The sequence below is a fragment of the Xanthomonas sp. NCPPB 1754 genome (assembly GCF_041475725.2).
Lineage (GTDB): Bacteria > Pseudomonadota > Gammaproteobacteria > Xanthomonadales > Xanthomonadaceae > Xanthomonas > Xanthomonas euvesicatoria.
In genome coordinates, this window is record NZ_CM192982.1 from 827668 (window position 1) to 845055 (window position 17388).

Annotated in this window: 17 protein-coding genes; all 17 read left to right on the forward strand. The window is 66.4% G+C overall.

The genetic code is table 11. From position 1 onward, the window contains the following. Window positions 1–139 precede the first annotated feature (139 nt). The 17 genes from ACCQ15_RS03605 (at window position 140) to nagA (ending at window position 16694) form a co-directional block, all read left to right on the forward strand. Complete coding sequence (locus ACCQ15_RS03605) at window positions 140–958, forward strand: type II secretion system protein N (protein WP_008572136.1); 819 nt, start codon at window positions 140–142, stop codon at window positions 956–958. Next, window positions 955–3033 (forward strand): type II secretion system secretin GspD, encoded by a 2079-nt coding sequence (gspD, locus tag ACCQ15_RS03610; protein ID WP_122273290.1) that lies wholly within the window; start codon window positions 955–957, stop codon window positions 3031–3033. The genes ACCQ15_RS03605 and gspD overlap by 4 nt, the downstream gene beginning before the upstream one ends. A 4-nt stretch (window positions 3034–3037) precedes the next feature. Then, window positions 3038–4525 carry a type II secretion system ATPase GspE gene (gene gspE / locus ACCQ15_RS03615; RefSeq protein WP_496561802.1) on the forward strand — a complete coding sequence of 496 codons (1488 nt, stop codon included), beginning with the start codon at window positions 3038–3040 and terminating at the stop codon, window positions 4523–4525. Continuing rightward, complete coding sequence (gene gspF / locus ACCQ15_RS03620; RefSeq protein WP_046932238.1) at window positions 4512–5714, forward strand: type II secretion system inner membrane protein GspF; 1203 nt, start codon at window positions 4512–4514, stop codon at window positions 5712–5714. The genes gspE and gspF overlap by 14 nt, the downstream gene beginning before the upstream one ends. Window positions 5715–5742: 28 nt before the next feature. Beyond that, a complete protein-coding gene (gspG, locus tag ACCQ15_RS03625; protein ID WP_014089352.1) occupies window positions 5743–6207 on the forward strand; it encodes a type II secretion system major pseudopilin GspG in 465 nt (154 codons plus the stop codon). A 57-nt stretch (window positions 6208–6264) separates the two neighbouring features. Continuing rightward, complete coding sequence (locus ACCQ15_RS03630; RefSeq protein WP_122273585.1) at window positions 6265–6729, forward strand: GspH/FimT family pseudopilin; 465 nt, start codon at window positions 6265–6267, stop codon at window positions 6727–6729. Then, on the forward strand, window positions 6713–7093 hold the full coding sequence (gspI, locus tag ACCQ15_RS03635; protein ID WP_122273287.1) for a type II secretion system minor pseudopilin GspI: 381 nt from the start codon (window positions 6713–6715) through the stop codon (window positions 7091–7093). The genes ACCQ15_RS03630 and gspI overlap by 17 nt, the downstream gene beginning before the upstream one ends. Further along, entirely contained in the window at window positions 7090–7692 is a 603-nt protein-coding gene (gspJ, locus tag ACCQ15_RS03640; RefSeq protein WP_008576733.1) for a type II secretion system minor pseudopilin GspJ, read from the forward strand. Before gspI ends, gspJ begins: the two co-directional genes overlap by 4 nt. Then, the gene (gene gspK / locus ACCQ15_RS03645; protein ID WP_338334736.1) at window positions 7692–8681 is read left to right on the forward strand and encodes a type II secretion system minor pseudopilin GspK; all 990 of its coding nucleotides are present in this window, start codon (window positions 7692–7694) and stop codon (window positions 8679–8681) included. Before gspJ ends, gspK begins: the two co-directional genes overlap by 1 nt. Continuing rightward, window positions 8678–9766: a type II secretion system protein GspL gene (gene gspL / locus ACCQ15_RS03650; protein ID WP_372381229.1), complete on the forward strand. Its 1089-nt coding sequence runs from the start codon at window positions 8678–8680 to the stop codon at window positions 9764–9766. Before gspK ends, gspL begins: the two co-directional genes overlap by 4 nt. Next, window positions 9763–10239, forward strand: coding sequence for a type II secretion system protein M (locus tag ACCQ15_RS03655; RefSeq protein ID WP_277572431.1), 477 nt, complete (start codon window positions 9763–9765; stop codon window positions 10237–10239). Before gspL ends, ACCQ15_RS03655 begins: the two co-directional genes overlap by 4 nt. 5 nt (window positions 10240–10244) lie before the next feature. Next, the gene (gene gspN / locus ACCQ15_RS03660) at window positions 10245–10955 is read left to right on the forward strand and encodes a type II secretion system protein N (protein ID WP_372381536.1); all 711 of its coding nucleotides are present in this window, start codon (window positions 10245–10247) and stop codon (window positions 10953–10955) included. 395 nt (window positions 10956–11350) lie between these two features. Then, a complete protein-coding gene (locus ACCQ15_RS03665; RefSeq protein WP_008576739.1) occupies window positions 11351–12073 on the forward strand; it encodes a GntR family transcriptional regulator in 723 nt (240 codons plus the stop codon). A gap of 43 nt (window positions 12074–12116) precedes the next feature. Continuing rightward, the gene (locus ACCQ15_RS03670; RefSeq protein ID WP_008576740.1) at window positions 12117–13394 is read left to right on the forward strand and encodes a sugar MFS transporter; all 1278 of its coding nucleotides are present in this window, start codon (window positions 12117–12119) and stop codon (window positions 13392–13394) included. A gap of 40 nt (window positions 13395–13434) precedes the next feature. Beyond that, window positions 13435–14502 (forward strand): LacI family DNA-binding transcriptional regulator, encoded by a 1068-nt coding sequence (locus ACCQ15_RS03675; protein ID WP_003482633.1) that lies wholly within the window; start codon window positions 13435–13437, stop codon window positions 14500–14502. A 6-nt stretch (window positions 14503–14508) separates the two neighbouring features. Next, a complete protein-coding gene (locus ACCQ15_RS03680) occupies window positions 14509–15537 on the forward strand; it encodes an SIS domain-containing protein (protein WP_218540264.1) in 1029 nt (342 codons plus the stop codon). 2 nt (window positions 15538–15539) lie between these two features. After that, entirely contained in the window at window positions 15540–16694 is a 1155-nt protein-coding gene (gene nagA / locus ACCQ15_RS03685) for an N-acetylglucosamine-6-phosphate deacetylase (protein ID WP_372381230.1), read from the forward strand. Window positions 16695–17388: the final 694 nt, after the last annotated feature.

Below are 17388 nucleotides of genomic sequence, written 5' to 3' on the forward strand. Positions count from 1 at the left end.
GTCGCAAGCGCCCGCTGTGCGTTGCATGGCGGGCGTTTGCGTTTAGTCGTATGGCGCCGTGTGTCGGTCTGTGTCATCGGTTTCTTCGAACTGACACATTGCAGCCGCATTCTGTCATCCAATCGAAATCCTGAGACGGATGTCCGCTTTGCAGCGCGCCTGGCCCTCGTTGAATTCCTTGTTGCTGGCGCCAGGCGTTCGCACGGCGGTGGCGTGTTGCGTGGTTGCGTTGCTGGTGCTGCAAGGTGTGCGCCTGTTGTGGCTGGTGCTCACGCCGATCGGGCCGTTGGGCACTGCGCAGCGCGGTCGCGTCACTACTCTCGACGTGTCCGCATTGCGTCGCGATGTGTTCCATCGCAGCGCCTCCGACACCAATCGCGATGGCATGGTGCTGCATGGCGTGCGTGCTGGCGGCACCCAGGCGGCCGCCTATCTCAGCGGTAGCGATGGCCGGCAAGGCGTCTACCGCGTCGGCGACACGGTTGCGCCCGGCGTGGTGGTGCAGGCGATCGCGGCCGATCAAGTGCTGCTGCGCGCTGGCGCCAGTGTGCGTCGCATTGCATTGGGCGAGGCATCTGCTGCGGGTGCATCGCTCCGGCCTGCAGCAACGAGCGCAACCGCGCCGACCGTTGCTCCGGCAGCCGTGCAATCGAATGTCACCACGGCAGCAGGCGCGAGCGCAGCCACCGCCGTCGATGCGCAGCAGCTGCTCGCCAGTGCCGGCTTGCGCGCCAGCGCCGATGGTGGCGGTTTCACCATCATGCCGCGCGGCGATGGCGCACTGCTGCGTCAGGCCGGTCTGGCGCCGGGCGATGTGCTGACCCAGATCAACGGCCGCACGCTCGATGCAGAACATCTGCGCGAGCTGCAGGACGAATTGCGCGATGGCCAGAGCGCCACGCTGACCTACCGCCGCGACGGCCAGACCCACACCATGACCTTGAAGCGCCCGCAATGACTGCTGTTCGCCCGCTCTGGCTGCTCTCGGCCACGTTGTTGCTCGCGCTGCCCGCGGTGCCGATGACTGCGTTGCATGCCGCCGATGCACCGGCCGTGCGCCTGCAGGACGTGGACCTGCGCGCTTTCATCCAGGACGTCTCGCGTGCCACCGGCATTACCTTCATCGTGGACACGCGCGTGCAGGGCTCGGTCAACGTGGCGCGCGCGCAGGCGATGTCCGAAGCCGATCTGCTGGGCATGCTGCTGGCCGTGTTGCGCGCCAATGGATTGATTGCGGTGTCCAGTGGGCCATCGACCTATCGCATCATTCCCGACGACACCGCCGCGCAGCAGCCGGGTAGCGCCGCCAACGGCAACCTGGGATTTGCAACGCAGGTCTTCACCCTGCAGCGCGTGGACGCACGCAGCGCGGCAGAAATCCTCAAGCCGCTGATCGGGCGCGGTGGTGTGATCATGGCGATGCCGCAAGGCAACAGCCTGTTGATTGCCGACTACGCCGACAACCTGCGACGCATTCGCACGTTGGTGGCGCAGATCGACACCGACCGTGCGGCCATCGACACGGTGACGCTGCGCAACAGCTCGGCGCAGGAACTGGCGCGCACCCTGACCTCGCTGTTCGGGCAAGGCGGCGAGCGCAGCAATGTGTTGTCGGTGTTACCGGTGGAAAGCAGCAATTCCTTGATCGTGCGTGGCGACCCGGCACTGGTGCAGCGCGTGGTACGCACCGCAGTCGATCTGGACGGGCGCGCCGAGCGCCGCGGCGACGTCAGCGTGGTGCGCCTGCAGCACGCCAGTGCCGAGCAATTGCTGCCGGTGCTGCAGCAGCTGGTCGGGCAGACGCCCGGCAACGAGGCGCAGGCCGGGCAGGACACACGTTCCACTGCGCTGGACGTGGCTGCGGCGAGCGGCGCGGCGCAGACGCAGGTGATCGCGCCGGCAGCAGGCAAGCGCCCGGTGATCGTGCGCTACCCGGGCTCCAATGCATTGATCATCAATGCCGATCCGGAAACCCAGCGCGCTCTGATGGATGTGATCCGGCAGCTGGATGTGCATCGCGAGCAGGTATTGGTCGAAGCGATCGTGGTGGAGATCTCAGACACCGCTGCCAAGCGCCTGGGCGTGCAGCTGCTGCTGGCTGGCCGCAATGGCACGGTGCCGCTGATCGCCACGCAATACGGCGGCGCCTCGCCAGGCATCGTGCCGCTGGCTGCGGCGGCGGCTGGCACGCGCAGCGGCAATGCCGACGACGATTCGGTGCTGGAACAGGCACGCAACGTGGCTGCGCAATCGCTGCTGGGCCTGAGCGGTGGCCTGATCGGCCTGGCCGGGCAAAGCAACGACGCGGTGTTCGGCATGATCATCGACGCGGTCAAGAGCGACACCGGCTCCAACCTGTTGTCCACGCCCTCGATCATGACCCTGGACAACGAGCAGGCGCGCATCCTGGTAGGCCAGGAAGTGCCGATCACCACCGGCGAAGTGCTCGGTGCGGCCAACGACAACCCATTCCGCACCATCCAGCGCCAGGACGTGGGCGTGGAGCTGGAAGTGCGCCCGCAGATCAACACGGCCGGCGGCATCACGCTGGCGATCAAGCAGGAAGTCTCGGCCATTGCCGGGCCGGTCAGCGCGCAATCCTCGGAGCTGGTGTTCAACAAGCGCCAGATCGAAACGCGCGTGGTGGTGGAGAACGGTGCCATCGTGGCACTTGGCGGCCTGCTCGATCAGAACGACCGCCAGACCGTGGAGAAGGTGCCGCTACTTGGCGATGTACCCGGCCTGGGCGCGTTGTTCCGGCACAAGTCGCGCAACCGCGACAAGACCAATCTGATGGTGTTCATTCGCCCTACCATCATTCGCGATGCAGCCGATGCCCAGCGCATGACCGCGCCACGCTATAACTACCTGCGCGAGCGCCAGCTGGCCGATGGCGATCCGGAAGCGGCGCTGGATGCGCTGGTGCGCGACTACTTGCGTGCGCAGCCGCCGCAGCTGCCGGCCGGTCCATCGTCGGTTGCGCCGGCACCGGCAACACCACCTGCGCCCGGCGCACGTCCCGTGCAGCGTTGATGCCATGAGCAGCGCCCGCGCCAGCATTTCCTATGCATTCGCCAAGCGTCACGGCGTAGTGCTGCTTGGCAGCGACACCACCGCGCAGATCGGTTTGCGCGAAGGTGGCGATGTGCAGGCCCTGATCGAGTTGCGCCGCGCGTTGGGCATGCCATTGCAGGTGCGCACGCTGGCGCCGTCGGTGTTCGACCGGCATGTATCGGAGATCTACGCCGATGCCGGGCTGGAGCAAGGTGTGCAGGTGGAAGCGCTGGATCTGCATGGCAGCCTGGATTCGTTGATCGACGACATCCCCACCGCCGATCTGCTCGACAGCCAGGACGATGCGCCGATCATTCGTTTGATCAACGGCATCATCGCCGAGGCCGCGCGGCTGGGTGCATCCGACGTGCATTTGGAATCCTACGAGTCGCGCCTGCGCGTGCGCCTGCGCGTGGATGGCGTGATGCGCGAGGCAGCCACGCTGCCCGGACGCATCGCACCGCTGCTGGTGTCGCGCGTCAAGGTGATGGCGCGGCTGGATATCGCCGAAAAACGCATCCCGCAGGATGGGCGCGTGTCGCTGGTGATGGGGGCCAAGGCACTGGATGTGCGTGTGTCCACGTTGCCCACGCGCGGCAGCGAGCGGGTGGTGTTGCGTATCCTGGATAAGGAGCAGGGCACGCTGTCGCTGGCGCAGCTGGGCATGCCACCTGCGGTGATGCACACCGTGCAGCGCGCATTGCAGGTGCCCAATGGCATCGTGCTGGTCACCGGGCCCACCGGTTCGGGCAAGACCACGACCTTGTACGCGGCGCTGCGCCTGCTCAACGATGGCTCGCGCAACATCCTCACCGTGGAAGATCCGGTGGAATACGCCATCGATGGCGTCGGCCAGACCCAGGTCAACGCACGTGTCGGCATGACCTTCGCCGCCGGCCTGCGCGCGATCCTGCGCCAGGACCCGGACGTAGTGATGATCGGCGAGATCCGCGATACCGAGACCGCGCAGATTGCGGTGCAGGCCAGCCTCACCGGCCATCTGGTGCTCTCCACCGTGCACACCAACGATGCGGTGGGCGCGGTCACGCGGTTGGGCGATATGGGGATCGAGCCGTTCTTGCTGGCTTCCAGTCTGCGACTGATCCTGGCGCAGCGGCTGGTGCGGCGCTTGTGCCCGCAATGCCGTAGCGAGCGTTCGATCGATACCGGCACGCGTCAACTGCTGGATGCGCCGGCCGATGCAGTGATCTACACCGCCGTGGGCTGCAACGCTTGCCACCACAGCGGCTACGCCGGCCGCGTAGGCATCTACGAGGCGATTGCGGTAGACGATGCGATGCGCCGTTTGATCGGCGACAACGCCGACGAAGACGCGCTGGCTGCTGTGGCCTTCGCACGCGCGCCGCGGCTGGGCGATGCCGCACGCGCTGCCGTGCTGCAAGGCCTGACTACGCTGGAAGACGCGCTGCGTGTGACCCGCCAACAGGACGACGCGCATGCCGCAATTTGATTACACCGTGCTCGATCTGCATGGGCGCAACCGGCACGGCGTCATCAGTGCCGACAGCGTGCACGGCGCACGTGCGCTGCTGGAACAGCGGCAATGGGTGCCGGTGCGCCTGGAAGTTGCGGCCGCGGCCGGCAGCACGGCCGGCCGCGCAGCGCGCTTCAGCGGCAAGGATCTGGTGCTGTTCACCCGCCAGCTTGCCACGCTGGTGGAGACCGCGCCGCTGGAAGAGGCCTTGCGCACCATCGGCACCCAGTCCGAACGCCGCGGCGTGCGTCGGGTCACCAGCCAGACGCATGCATTGGTGGTCGAAGGATTCCGCCTGTCCGATGCGATGGCACGCCAGGGCAAGGCGTTCCCTGCGTTGTATCGGGCGATGGTGGCCGCCGGCGAAAGCGCGGGTGCGTTGCCGCAGGTGCTGGAACGACTGGCCGATCTGCTCGAACGCCAGGCACAGGTGCGCAGCAAGTTGCAGTCTGCATTGGTCTATCCGGCGGCGCTGGCAGCGACGGCCGGTGCGGTGGTGATCGTGCTGATGACCTTCGTGGTGCCCAAGGTGGTGGACCAGTTCGATTCGATGGGCCGTGCCCTGCCGTGGCTGACACGCGCGGTGATCGGCGTGTCGCATTTTCTGCTGCATGCCGGTATCCCGCTGCTGATCGCGCTGGTGATTGCGGTGGTTGCGGCGTTGCAGCTGCTCAAACGCCCGGCACTGCGCCTGACGGCGGACCGCGCGTTACTGCGTGCGCCACTGCTGGGCCGGTTGCTCCGCGATCTGCACGCCGCGCGCATGGCGCGCACCCTGGCCATCATGGTCAACAGCGGCTTGCCGTTGATGGAGGGGCTGATGATTGCCGCACGCACCGTGGACAACCGCGCGTTACGCCTGGCCACCGACGGCATGGTCACCGCGATCCGCGAAGGCGGCAGCCTGGCCGCGGCCATGAAGCGCGCGGGGGTGTTTCCGCCAACGCTGCTGTACATGGCCTCCAGCGGCGAAAACAGCGGACGCCTGGCGCCGATGCTGGAGCGTGCCGCTGACTACCTGGAGCGCGAATTCGAGACCTTCACCGCCGCCGCGATGAGCCTGTTGGAGCCGGCCATCATCGTGCTGCTCGGCGGCGTGGTGGCGGTGATCGTGTTGTCGATCCTGCTGCCCATCTTGCAATTCAACACCCTCGCGCTTGGTTGAGCGCGTCCGCTTATCCATGGAGATCGTCATGCAGTCCATCCATCCACGTGCACGCCTTGGCTCGCTGACGGCACATCGACGCAGCCGTGGTTTCACCCTGGTCGAACTGATGGTGGTCATCGTCATCATCGGCCTGCTCGCCACGGTGGTGATGATCAATGTGATGCCCAGCCAGGATCGCGCGATGGTGGAAAAAGCCCGCGCCGACGTGGCGGTATTGGAGCAGGCGCTGGAAACCTATCGCCTGGACAACCTCAGCTACCCAAGCACCGAACAAGGGCTGCAAGCCTTGCTCAACCCGCCGGTCGGATTGACGCGGCCGGAGCGCTATCGGCAGGGCGGTTACATCCGCCGGTTGCCGGAAGACCCATGGGGCCATGCATACCAATACCGGCGCCCCGGCCGCCATGGCGGCTTTGACGTGTACTCGTTTGGCGCAGACGGTGCCGAAGGTGGCGATGCCGACAATGCCGATATCGGCAACTGGCGCTGAGTGACGGCCGTGTCTGCAATGCTGGGCCCTCCAAGGCCGTGTTCATCGCGCATGCCGATGCGCGTGGCGAACCGATGCGCGCGTGGCTTCACCTTGCTTGAGGTGCTTGCCGTGTTGGTCATTGCCGCGCTGGCTAGCACGTTGGCGGTGATGACCTTGCCGGATACGCGGCGCGATCTGCACGATCATACCGACACCCTGGCCAGCGCGCTGATGCATGCACGCGACGAGGCGATCATGAGTTTGCGCATGGTGGAGGTCAGCATCGATGCCGGCGGCTATGGTTTCCGTCGTCAGGCCCAGCAGCAGTGGGTTGCCTTGGATCAGGCGCCATTTGCCGCGGTCCGCTGGCCGCAGGGCATCCAGGCGCAGCTGCCTGCCGACAGCAGACACGTAAGTGTGCGCTTCGACCCCACCGGTGCGGCCACACCGCAGCGCATCGCGTTGGGCGATGGCCGGCAACAGATGCAGGTCGTGGTAGATGCCGCAGGCGTGGTGCAGGTCGATGCGCCATCTCGCTAACGCACGCGCATCAAGTGGATTTTCGCTGCTCGAACTGATCGTCGCGCTGGCGATCTTCGGCATGGCGGTGATCGGCCTGTTGAACCTTTCCAGCGAGAGTACCCGCACCGCCGTGGTGCTGGAGGAGCGCGCGTTAGCCGCGGTGGTGGCGGAAAATCAGGCGATCGAGGCGACGCTGGCGCCAGCTGCCGCGATCCGCGCACCAGCGAACGGGCAGGTGGTGCTCGGCGGGCGCAGCTGGGAGTGGCAGCGCCAGTCGATGCCGGCCGGCGCGGCAGGTTTGGTGCAAATCGAGGTGCGCGTGCGCCCTGCAGGCCAGGCGCAGGAAGTTGCCGGTCTGAATATCTTGCGGAGCGCCGAATGATCGGCAAGCAACGCACGCGCGGCTTCACCTTGATCGAATTGCTGGTGGCCCTGGCGGTGTTCGCGTTGGTGGCCGCAGCTGCGGTGGTGGTGATGCGGCAGAGCATCGACCAGCGCGATGCCGTGCGCGCGCGGCTGCAACAGATTCGCGACTTTCAACTGGCCCATGGCCTGCTGCGCAGCGACCTGCAGCAGGCGGCCGTGCGCCGCACCCGCAACAGCGAGGGCAGCGCCGCACGCAGTGCATTTGTCGCCAGTGCGCCCGGAACGTACGGGCCATTGTTCGGGTTTGTGCGACGTGGCTGGAGCAATCCGGACCAGGCACCGCGTGCGTCGCTGCAATACGTGGAATACCGCGTCGTGGATGGGCGGCTGGAGCGCAGCGCACGCTCTGCGCTCGACGGCGCGGCAGCTGGCACGCCGCAGGTACTGTTGCGCGGCGTGCGTTCGGCGGCGGTGGCATTCCATTACCGGGCGCAGTGGAGCGATGGCTGGAGCGGCGGGCTTGAAGCATTGCCGGACGCGGTCGCACTGGAGCTGGACCTGGAGCACTGGGGGCGCGTGCGCCAACTGTTCCTGTTGCCGGAAGGGCGCACGTGATGGCACTGCACGTACCTGCCAGGCAACGCGGCGTGGCCTTGCTCACGGTATTGCTGCTGGTTGCCGTGATGACCTTGCTGATGGCGGCCGTGCTGGAAGACCTGCGCTTTGGTCTGCGTCGCAGCGGCAATGGCCAGGCGATGACGCAGGCGCAGTGGTACGCCCTGGGCAGCGAGGCCGTTGCGCGGCAGCGCTTGCAGGCGCTGTCCCAGCGGGATCCGCTGCGCACCACGCTGGACGGCGGCTGGAACGACCAGCCGGTCCGCTTTCCGCTGGACGACGGTGCGGTGAGCGTGCGCCTGCGCGATCGCGGCGGCTGCTTCAATCTCAACAGCGTGGTCGTTGGTGCGCCCGAACAATGGCAGCGTAGCGATGAGGGAGCACGCCAATATCGCGCATTGCTCCAGGTGTTGGGCATCGCCCCGCAACAGGCATATGCGCTGACCGACGCATTGGTGGACTGGATCGACTCCGACACACAGCCGGGCGTGCACGGCGCCGAAGACGAGCGCTACCTGCAGGTCGCCGCGCCGCGGCGTACCGGTGCAACCTTGCTGGCAGGCGTCAGCGAACTGCGCGCCATCGCCGGTTACACGCCGCAATTGATCGCGCAACTGCAGCCGTATGTCTGCGCATTGCCGGAGGGGCGCTTGTCGCCGATCAATATCAACACGCTGCGCCTGGACGATGCACCGGTGCTGGTGGCGTTGACCGGAGGAGCGCTGGAGCTGCCGGCCGCGCGACGCGTCATCGCTGCACGGCCGGCTGGAGGATGGCGCGATGTCAGGATGTTTCTCAGCCAGCCGGCGCTGATGCAGGCCGAGCTGTCCAATGCGGTATTGGAACAGCTCGAACTACGCACCCGCTACTTCTCTCTCTACAGCCAGGTCGACCATGCCGGCGCGCAGGTCATGCTGGAAGCGTTGCTGCAACAGGAAACGGCCGGCCGGGTCCGACTGGTCGCGCGCCAATGGAGTTCTGACCAATGACCACGACGTTGTTGTTGCTGCCAGCCGATGCAGCCGTCCAAGCCACTGCAATGCGTGTGGATGCGCAGGGGCAAGTGCAATCGATGGGTCAGGCCGCCACGCCGCCTGGGCCCTCCGCGCGCAACCTCCTGGTGGTGCCGGGTGTGGATGTCCATCTGCGCTGGTTGAGTTTGCCTGGCCGCAGCATTGCGCAATCGCGGGCCGCTGCGCGCCTGCAATTGGCCGAGCATCTGGCTGTCGACGCGCAGGCCTTGCATGTGGTGATCGCCGCTGGCGCTGAGGCCGATGGCACGCGCCTGGTCGCCGCAGTGGACAGCGTGGTGATGCAGCACTGGCTGGCGCGCGCGACGCAACTGGGCTTCGTTCCCGATGCGGTGGTGCCGGATTGCCTGCTGCTGGAGCCCGGTGCCGATGCGACGGCCGCAGTGATGCACTGGGACGGCCGATGGCTGATCCGCGGCGCACAGCTGGCCTGCAGCCTGGAGCCAGAGGCGGCGCGTCTGCTGTTGGGCGATCGTGTGCCGGCCGTGCCGCCGGTGCCCGACCCGACGCAGTCCATTGCCTGCTTTGCGCGCAATGCTGCCCACGTGCCGATCGATCTCCTGCAGCACCCGTTCGCGAACAAGGCCGCTGCTGAGCAACGGCGCGCTTCGCGCCGTCTGGCGGTGTTGGCCGCATTGGTGCTGCTATCGCCGGGGATGCTGTTGCTGGCGCAGACCTTGCGCTACGAGATCGGTGCGCGTGTACTGCAGGCGCGCGCCGCCACGCAGTTGGGTGTGCGCGATGCAGCGGCGGTACCGGCCGCATTGCAGGCGCGTTGGCAGGCCGGCACGGCGGCCGATCGCCTGGCGATGCAACTGAGCACCTTGTTCGGCGCAGTCGATACCCTTCCAGCGGCAGAACTGGATCAGCTGGACTACAACGCCGCACAGCCGTTGCGCGCGACCTTGCTGCACACCGATGACGCCAGCCTGCAGCAGCTCTCGGCGCGGCTTGCGGATGCCGGCTGGCACGTGGATCCGGGCAGCAGCCAGGTCGAAGACGGTCGCATGCGGACACCGTTGGCGCTGGAGCCATTGCGATGAAGACATCTGTGCAACGCGGCACGTACTGGTGGCAGACACGGGCGCCGCGTGAGCGGCGCATGCTGGGTGTGATGTGCGCCGCACTGGCGGCATTCGTGGGCTGGTATGCACTTTACATGCCATTGCGGCACTGGCATGACCGGGCTTGGGCGCGCTATGCCCACGCTGCGCAGCTGGTGCTCGATGCATCTGCACAGGCGGCATCGACCAGACGCACCGCCGCACCGGGACCAGCGGCCTTGGCCAAGATCATCGCAAGCAGCGCACGCGATGCCGGCGTCAACATCACCTCCCAACAGCGCAGCGCCGCAGGCGGGGTGGAGGTGCAGATCGAGGCCGTCAGTGCCGCCACGCTGTTCGGCTGGCTTGAGCGGTTGCGACAGGCGCACGGCCTGGCGCCGACCCAACTGCACGTGGCACGCGAGCAGGGCCAACTCCGCGTACGCTGCGGGTTTGCGGAATCGGAACCGTGACACGCATGCGCTGGGCCTTGCTCTTGGTGTCGATGGTGGGGGTCGCCCTGCTGGCATTTGTCCCGTTGCGCCTGGTGCTGCCGCGCGAGGGACTGCCGTTCTCGGTGCTGGATGTGGAGGGCCCGATCTGGGCCGGCACGTTGCGGCAGGTGCAATGGCAAGGCATCGCCTTCGGCGATGTGGCGGTGCGGCCGCGGCTCTGGTCGCTGGTGCGTGGCGAACGCCAGGTGCAGTTGCAGTCCACACAGCTGCACCTGCTGTTGGTGGATGGGGCGCAACGCGGCATACGCAATGCACGGGGCCAATTGCTGGTGCGCCAGCCCGGTGGCGTGGCGCTGATCGATCTGGCGTTGCAGCTGCAGCAGGTGGATCTGCTCTTCGATGCCACCGGTTGCGTGCAGGCGCATGGGCGGGTCAGCCTGCAAGTGCTGGCAAGCGGTGCGGGCGAGCTGCCCGGTCTGCCGCCGCTGCGCTTGTCCGGGCAGCCGGCGTGCGTGGATCACACCGCCGTGCTGACCTTGCTGCCCGACACCGCATTGCCCGCTGGCGTGCAGGCCGAAGCACAGCTGCAACTGTGGCCCGACGGACGCTGGCAGCTACAGTCGCGTGTCGATCCGGCGCAGGACGCGGTGTTGGGCGTCGGCCTGCAATTGCTGGGCTTCGCCGCCACGCCGGAGCGCGGGATGGTGCGCAACGACCACGGTCAATTGCGCTAGTGGCGATGTGGCTGGCTGCGCGCCGTAGTGCCGGTTTTCTGCACCATGCACGTGCGCGCGGCACCGCTGGCGCATCCATTGCGGCCGATTAAGCGACACGCCGGGGCATCCGCCGACAAACCTGTCGTCATGGTGCGGTGGCGAGTGGTTACGGCACGTCAGCGCGCACGCAACCTGCATAGCAGCTCCGGCACGCCTGCACTTTGGCGGCCGAAGGAGTGCAGCCGGTCTGCCGCGGCCGGATGCGTCGCCGATCCGGCGCTTTCGCGATTGCACGCGGTCTGATGCGCGCGGGGCAAATTGGTACTATATTGGACCTAACAAATCCAAGTCGGTCCGGAGGACAGGCAGTGGCCAAACCGAGAACCAATGCCAGGACGGACGACGACCCCAGGATGGATGCGCTGGCGCTGGAGGCTTCCGCGCCGACGCCGCTGTATCTGCAATTGGCCGCCAAGCTCAGCGACGCCATCCGTGGCGGGCAGTGGAAGGCCGGCGAGGCGCTGCCGGCCGAGCGCCAGCTGTGCGAACGCCTGCAGATCTCGCGGGTAACCCTGCGCCAGGCGGTGGATGTGCTGGTCGAACAAGGCCTGGTCTCGCGCCGGCAGGGCGCCGGCACCTTTGTCACCACCCAGATCCAGCATCAGCTCAGCGGCCTGACCAGTTTCAGCGAGACGCTGCGCATCAAGGGCTATGAACCCGGGACGCGCTGGCTGGAACGGCGGCTGCGCCCGGCGCATGGCGAAGAAATCCTGCGGCTGGGCTTGTCGCCGGATGCGGCGGTGGCCTCGCTGACGCGTCTGCGCAGCGCCGACGACCGCGTGATGGCCTATGAGCACGCGGTGTTGCCGCAGCGCATCGTCACCGACCCGCAGCAGATCGGCGATTCGCTCTACAGCTATCTCGATGCCCAGGGCACGCCGGTGGTGCGCGCGCTGCAGTACTTCCGCGCCATCAATCTGCCCGCGCGGCTGGCCGAGCATCTGCGCATGAAAACCGGCGAGGCGATCCTGCACGTGGTGCGCGTGGGCTACGCCCGCGACGGCAGCGCGATCGAATTGACCGACACCTATTGCCATAACGATTTCTACGATTTCGTCGCCGAACTGCGCCGCTGACGCCAACGGCCTCCCCCACGACAACTTCAGAGCCAGCCGATCCATGACTACTGCCAGGCCCGCAAATCCCGTTGTCTCGATCGCCATCGTCGGCGTGCTGTTTTTCATCATCGGCTTTTTTACCTGGATCAACGGGCCGCTGATCACCTTCGTGCGGCTGGCGTTCGACCTCAACGAGGTCAATGCGTTCCTGGTGCTGATGGTGTTCTACCTGTCGTACTTCTTTCTGGCCTTGCCCTCGTCGTGGATTCTCAAACGCACCGGCATGAAGAAAGGCCTGGCGCTGAGCCTGGTGGTGATGGCCGTGGGCGCAGCAGGCTTCGGCCAGTTCGCCACGCAGCGCTGGTATCCGGGCGCACTCGGCGGCTTGTTTGTCATCGGCAGCGGCCTGGCCTTGCTGCAGACGGCGATCAACCCGTACATCAGCATTCTCGGGCCGATCGAAAGTGCCGCGCGCCGCATTGCCTTGATGGGCATCTGCAACAAGATCGCCGGCATCCTGGCGCCGATCCTGATCGGCTCGCTGGTGCTGCACGGTATCGGCGACCTGTCCGCTCAGGTGGCCAGCGCCGATGCGGCGACCAAGGAAGCCTTGCTCACCGCCTTCGCCGCCAAGATTCACGCGCCATATCTGGTGATGTCCGGCGTCCTGCTGCTGCTGGCCATCGGCGTGCTGTTCTCGCCATTGCCCGAGCTCAAGCCCTCCGAGGCCAACGCCACGCCGGGCGCGACCGGTGGCGTGCAGAAATCCAGCATCTTCCAGTTCCCGCACCTGTGGCTGGGCGTGCTGTGCCTGTTCGTCTATGTGGGCGTGGAAGTGATGGCCGGCGATGCCATCGGCACCTACGGGCACGGCTTCAATCTCCCGTTGGACAGCACCAAGATCTTCACCTCCTACACATTGGGCGCGATGTTGCTGGGCTACATCGCCGGCCTGGTACTGATTCCGCGCGTGATCTCGCAGGCGCGTTACCTGAGCGTGTCGGCGGTGCTGGGCGTGCTGTTCTCGCTCGGTGCCTTGTTCACCCACAACTACGTGTCGGTGGGCTTCGTCGCCGCGCTTGGCTTTGCCAACGCCATGATGTGGCCGGCGATCTTTCCGCTGGCCATTCGCGGACTGGGCCGGTTCACCGAAATCGGCTCGGCACTGCTGGTGATGGGCATCGCCGGCGGCGCGATCATTCCGCAGCTGTTCGCCATCCTCAAGCAGCATTACGACTTCCAGGTCGTGTTCGCTGCGCTGATGGTGCCGTGCTATCTGTACATTCTGTTCTATTCGCTGCGCGGTCATCGCGTGGGCCTGCCGGCCCAGGCCAAGTGATCGCGGCGGCATGATGCGTTCCGACGGACAAGGTACCTCCATGCGCAGGCCCACCATCAAAGATGTCGCCGAACGCGCCAAGGTCTCGTTGAAGACCGTGTCGCGGGTGATCAACAACGAGCCGTCGGTGATGCAGGCCACGCGCGCGCGCGTGCTGCGCGCCATCGCCGACCTGGATTACGAACCCGACCCGTCCGCGCGTAATCTGCGCAGCGGCACGCCGTTCGTGATCGGCCTGGTGTACGACAACCCCAACCCGTACCACATCATCGGCATCCAGAACGGCGTGCTGGCCGCGTGCCGGGAAACCGGCTTTGGCCTGCAGATTCATCCCTGCGATTCCACCTCGCCGTTGCTGGCCGAAGAACTGGCCGAATGGGTGCAGCGCTCGCGCCTGGCCGGGGTGGTGTTGACCGCGCCGATGTCCGAACGCCCGGAATTGCTGGCCGGTCTGGCTGCTCGCGGCATCAAGAGCGTGCGCATCATCGCCTCCACCGACGACCCCGGCGACGGCCCGTGCGTGTACATCGACGACCGCGATGCCGCCTATGAAATCACCGAGCACCTGATCCAGCTCGGCCATCAACGCATCGGCTTCCTGTGGGGCGGCCCGCAACATCGCTCCAGCGGCGAGCGTTACGCCGGCTATGAAGCGGCATTGAAGGATTACGGCATCAGCCTGGACAAGCACCTGGTGATTCCCGGCGACTACACCTTCGACGATGGCTTCCGCGGCGCACGCCGGCTGTTGTCGCTGCGCGAACCGCCCACCGCCATTTTCGGCAGCAACGACGAGATCGCTGCAGGCGTGCTGGCCGCAGCCAAGTCCACCGGCATGAACGTGCCGTATCAATTGTCGATCGCCGGCTTCGAAGACAGCCCGTTCTCGCGCCAGTCGTGGCCGGCATTGACCACCGCCAAGCAGGCCACCGATGACATCGCGCGGCATGCCGCACGCTTGTTGATCAGCCAGCTGCGCAGCGACGCCTACGACGACCAACCGGCGCAATTGCAGAGCCGTGGTTTCGTGCCGCAGTTGGTGGTGCGCGGCTCCACCGCGCCGGCGCCCGCGTCCACCGGCAAACCCCTTCCTCCTGAATCTGCCTGAGCCACGATGAGCCTTCCCTCCGAAAGCGAGACCTTGATGTTCCGCGAAGCGGCGCAGACCGCCGATGTGGTTGCTGCACAGTTCGCGCGTAATGCCGACACCATCGCCGCGCTCGCGCAGTCGCTGCGCCAGACGCCGCCGCCGTTCGTGGTGACCTGCGCGCGCGGTAGCTCCGATCATGCGGCCACCTATGCCAAGTACCTGTTCGAAACCCAGCTCGGCATCGTCACCGCATCTGCGTCGCCATCGGTGGGCTCGGTCTATGCAGCGCCGCTGCAGCTGCGTGGCGCGCTGTACATCGTGATTTCGCAATCGGGCAAGAGCCCGGATCTGCTGCGCAATGCCGAAGCGGCCAAGGCGGCCGGCGCGCGCGTGGTCGCGCTGGTCAACGTGGAAGATTCGCCGTTGGCGCAACTGGCAGAGGTGGTGATTCCGCTGGGCGCAGGCCCGGAAAAGAGTGTGGCCGCCACCAAGAGTTATCTTGCCTCGCTGGCCGCGGTCCTGCATCTGGGCGCGGTGTGGAAAAACGACCCGGCCCTGCTTGTCGCGCTCGACGCATTGCCGCAACAGTTGCGCAGCGCGTGGCAGGCCGATTGGTCGGCGCTCACCGCCGGCCTGGTGCCTGCGCACAACCTGTTCGTGCTCGGCCGCGGCCTGGGCCTGGGCGCAGCGCAGGAAGCAGCATTGAAGTTCAAGGAAACCTGCGGCCTGCACGCCGAAGCCTACAGTTCGGCCGAGGTCAAGCACGGCCCGATGGCCCTGGTGGGGCCGGGCTTCCCGGTGCTGGTCTTCGCACAGCCCGACGAAACCGGTGCCGGCACCCGCGCACTGGCCGAAGAATTCCGCGCGCGTGGCGCGCAAGTGTGGCTGGCCGCGCCCGGTGGCGATCTGCCGCTGGCAGAGGCCGCGCATCCGGCTTGCGCGCCGCTGCTGACCGTGCAGAGCTTCTATCGCGCGATCAATGCGCTGGCGCTGCAGCGCGGCAACAATCCCGATCTTCCGCCGCATCTGAACAAGGTCACGGAAACCGTCTGATCATGCACGCTCTCGCGACTCAGGCACTGTGTAATGCACGCGTGCTCACCGACAACGGATTGCAGGACGGCCTGGTCGTGGTACTGGCTGGCACGCAGATCCAGGCGATCGTGCCGGCCGACGATGCGCGCGTTGCGCAGGCGCACACGCGCGTGGATCTGGGCGGCGCCACCTTGTTGCCGGGCTTTATCGACATCCAGGTCAACGGCGGCGGCGGCGTGTTGTTCAACAACGCACGCTACCCGCAGGCGCTGGCCACCATTGCGGCCGCACATCGCCGCTTCGGTACCACCGGCATGCTGCCGACCTTGATCAGCGATACCGCGCAGGTGATGGCCGAAGCGATCGATGCCACGCGCCAGGCCATCGCACAAGGCGTGCCCGGAGTGCTCGGCATCCATCTGGAGGGCCCGTACCTGAGTCCTGCGCGCAAGGGCACGCACGACGCAGGCAAATTCCGCGTGCCGGACGCGCACGAGATTGCCGTCGATACCTCATTGGACAACGGCGTCACCCTGATCACGCTCGCACCCGAACGCGTGCCGCTGGACGATATCCGTGCCTTCGTTGCCGGTGGCGCGATCGTGTTCGCCGGCCACACTGCGGCCACCTACGAGCAGGCGTGCGAGGGCATTGCCGCCGGCGTCAGCGGCTTCACGCACGTGTACAACGCGATGTCCCAGCTGGCTGGCCGCGAACCCAATGCAGTCGGCGCAGCGCTGGAAGACCCTAACGTGTGGTGCGGCGTCATCGTCGACGGCGTGCACGTGCATCCGGCCAGCCTGCGCGTGGCGCTGGCGGCCAAGCCACGCGGTAAATTGCTGCTGGTCACCGACGCCATGCCGATGGTCGGCAGCGACAGCGCCAGCTTCGACCTCTACGGCGAAACCATCACCGCCGTGGACGGCGTGGTGCGCAATGCCGATGGTGCATTGGCCGGCTCTGCATTGGACATGGCCACCGCCGTGCGCAACAGCGTGCGCTGGCTGGGCGTGGACCTGGCCGAAGCTGCGCGCATGGCCTCCACCTATCCCGCGCAATGCATTGGCCTGGGCGAACGCCTGGGACGCATCGCACCTGGCTACCAAGCCGACCTGGTACTGGTGGATGACGATGTGCAGGTGTTGAGCACGTGGGTGGCTGGGCAGCGCGATTAGGTGCCACTGGCAACATGACTTGGCCAATCTACGCATTGTGCGCGCCGCATTGCGTGATGCGGCGCGCGTGTTGTGTTTGATCTGGGAAATACAGGGTCGTGCAGCGGCCCATGCACCGAATCGGCGCATGCCGCATGCTTCGCCTTGCTCACCTGACAAATGCGCTCGTTGCCGCCAGCACATAAGGTGCAAGTGCTGTTGCCGGGCCAAGGGAACTGCGCCGGACGCTGGCACCGTGCACGCTCCGCGGCAGCGATGAAACCAGTCCTACGGTGGGCAGGCTGTCGTCTGACCCGACACGCGTGCAGCTGGCGATCGGCTTTCCGACGACAGCGCAGCGTTCCATGCTGCGAAAGTTTTCTCATCGTCTCCGTTCGCGTGCGCAGACGCTTTGCGTCGCAACACTCGGGTGGTGCGGCCTTATGCGAACAGGCCGCAAGGCGCAGTGGTCTGCATCGGCGCCAAGGGCAGTGAGACAGCGATCACGCCGTCATCCCGATATCTGCAGGGAAGCCGGTGTTTAGCGCATAAAAATAGACGTATGCAGCAGCGGGTTGACACTGCAACCCACCGAAGGCACCTTCGCTGGTAACGTTCTCAGCGAAGAAACGTCTGCTCCACGTTTGAGAAGACGACAACCGGCCGTTGTTCCAGCGGTCCGGCGTGTACCCGCATGTGGTCATGCAATGCGGGC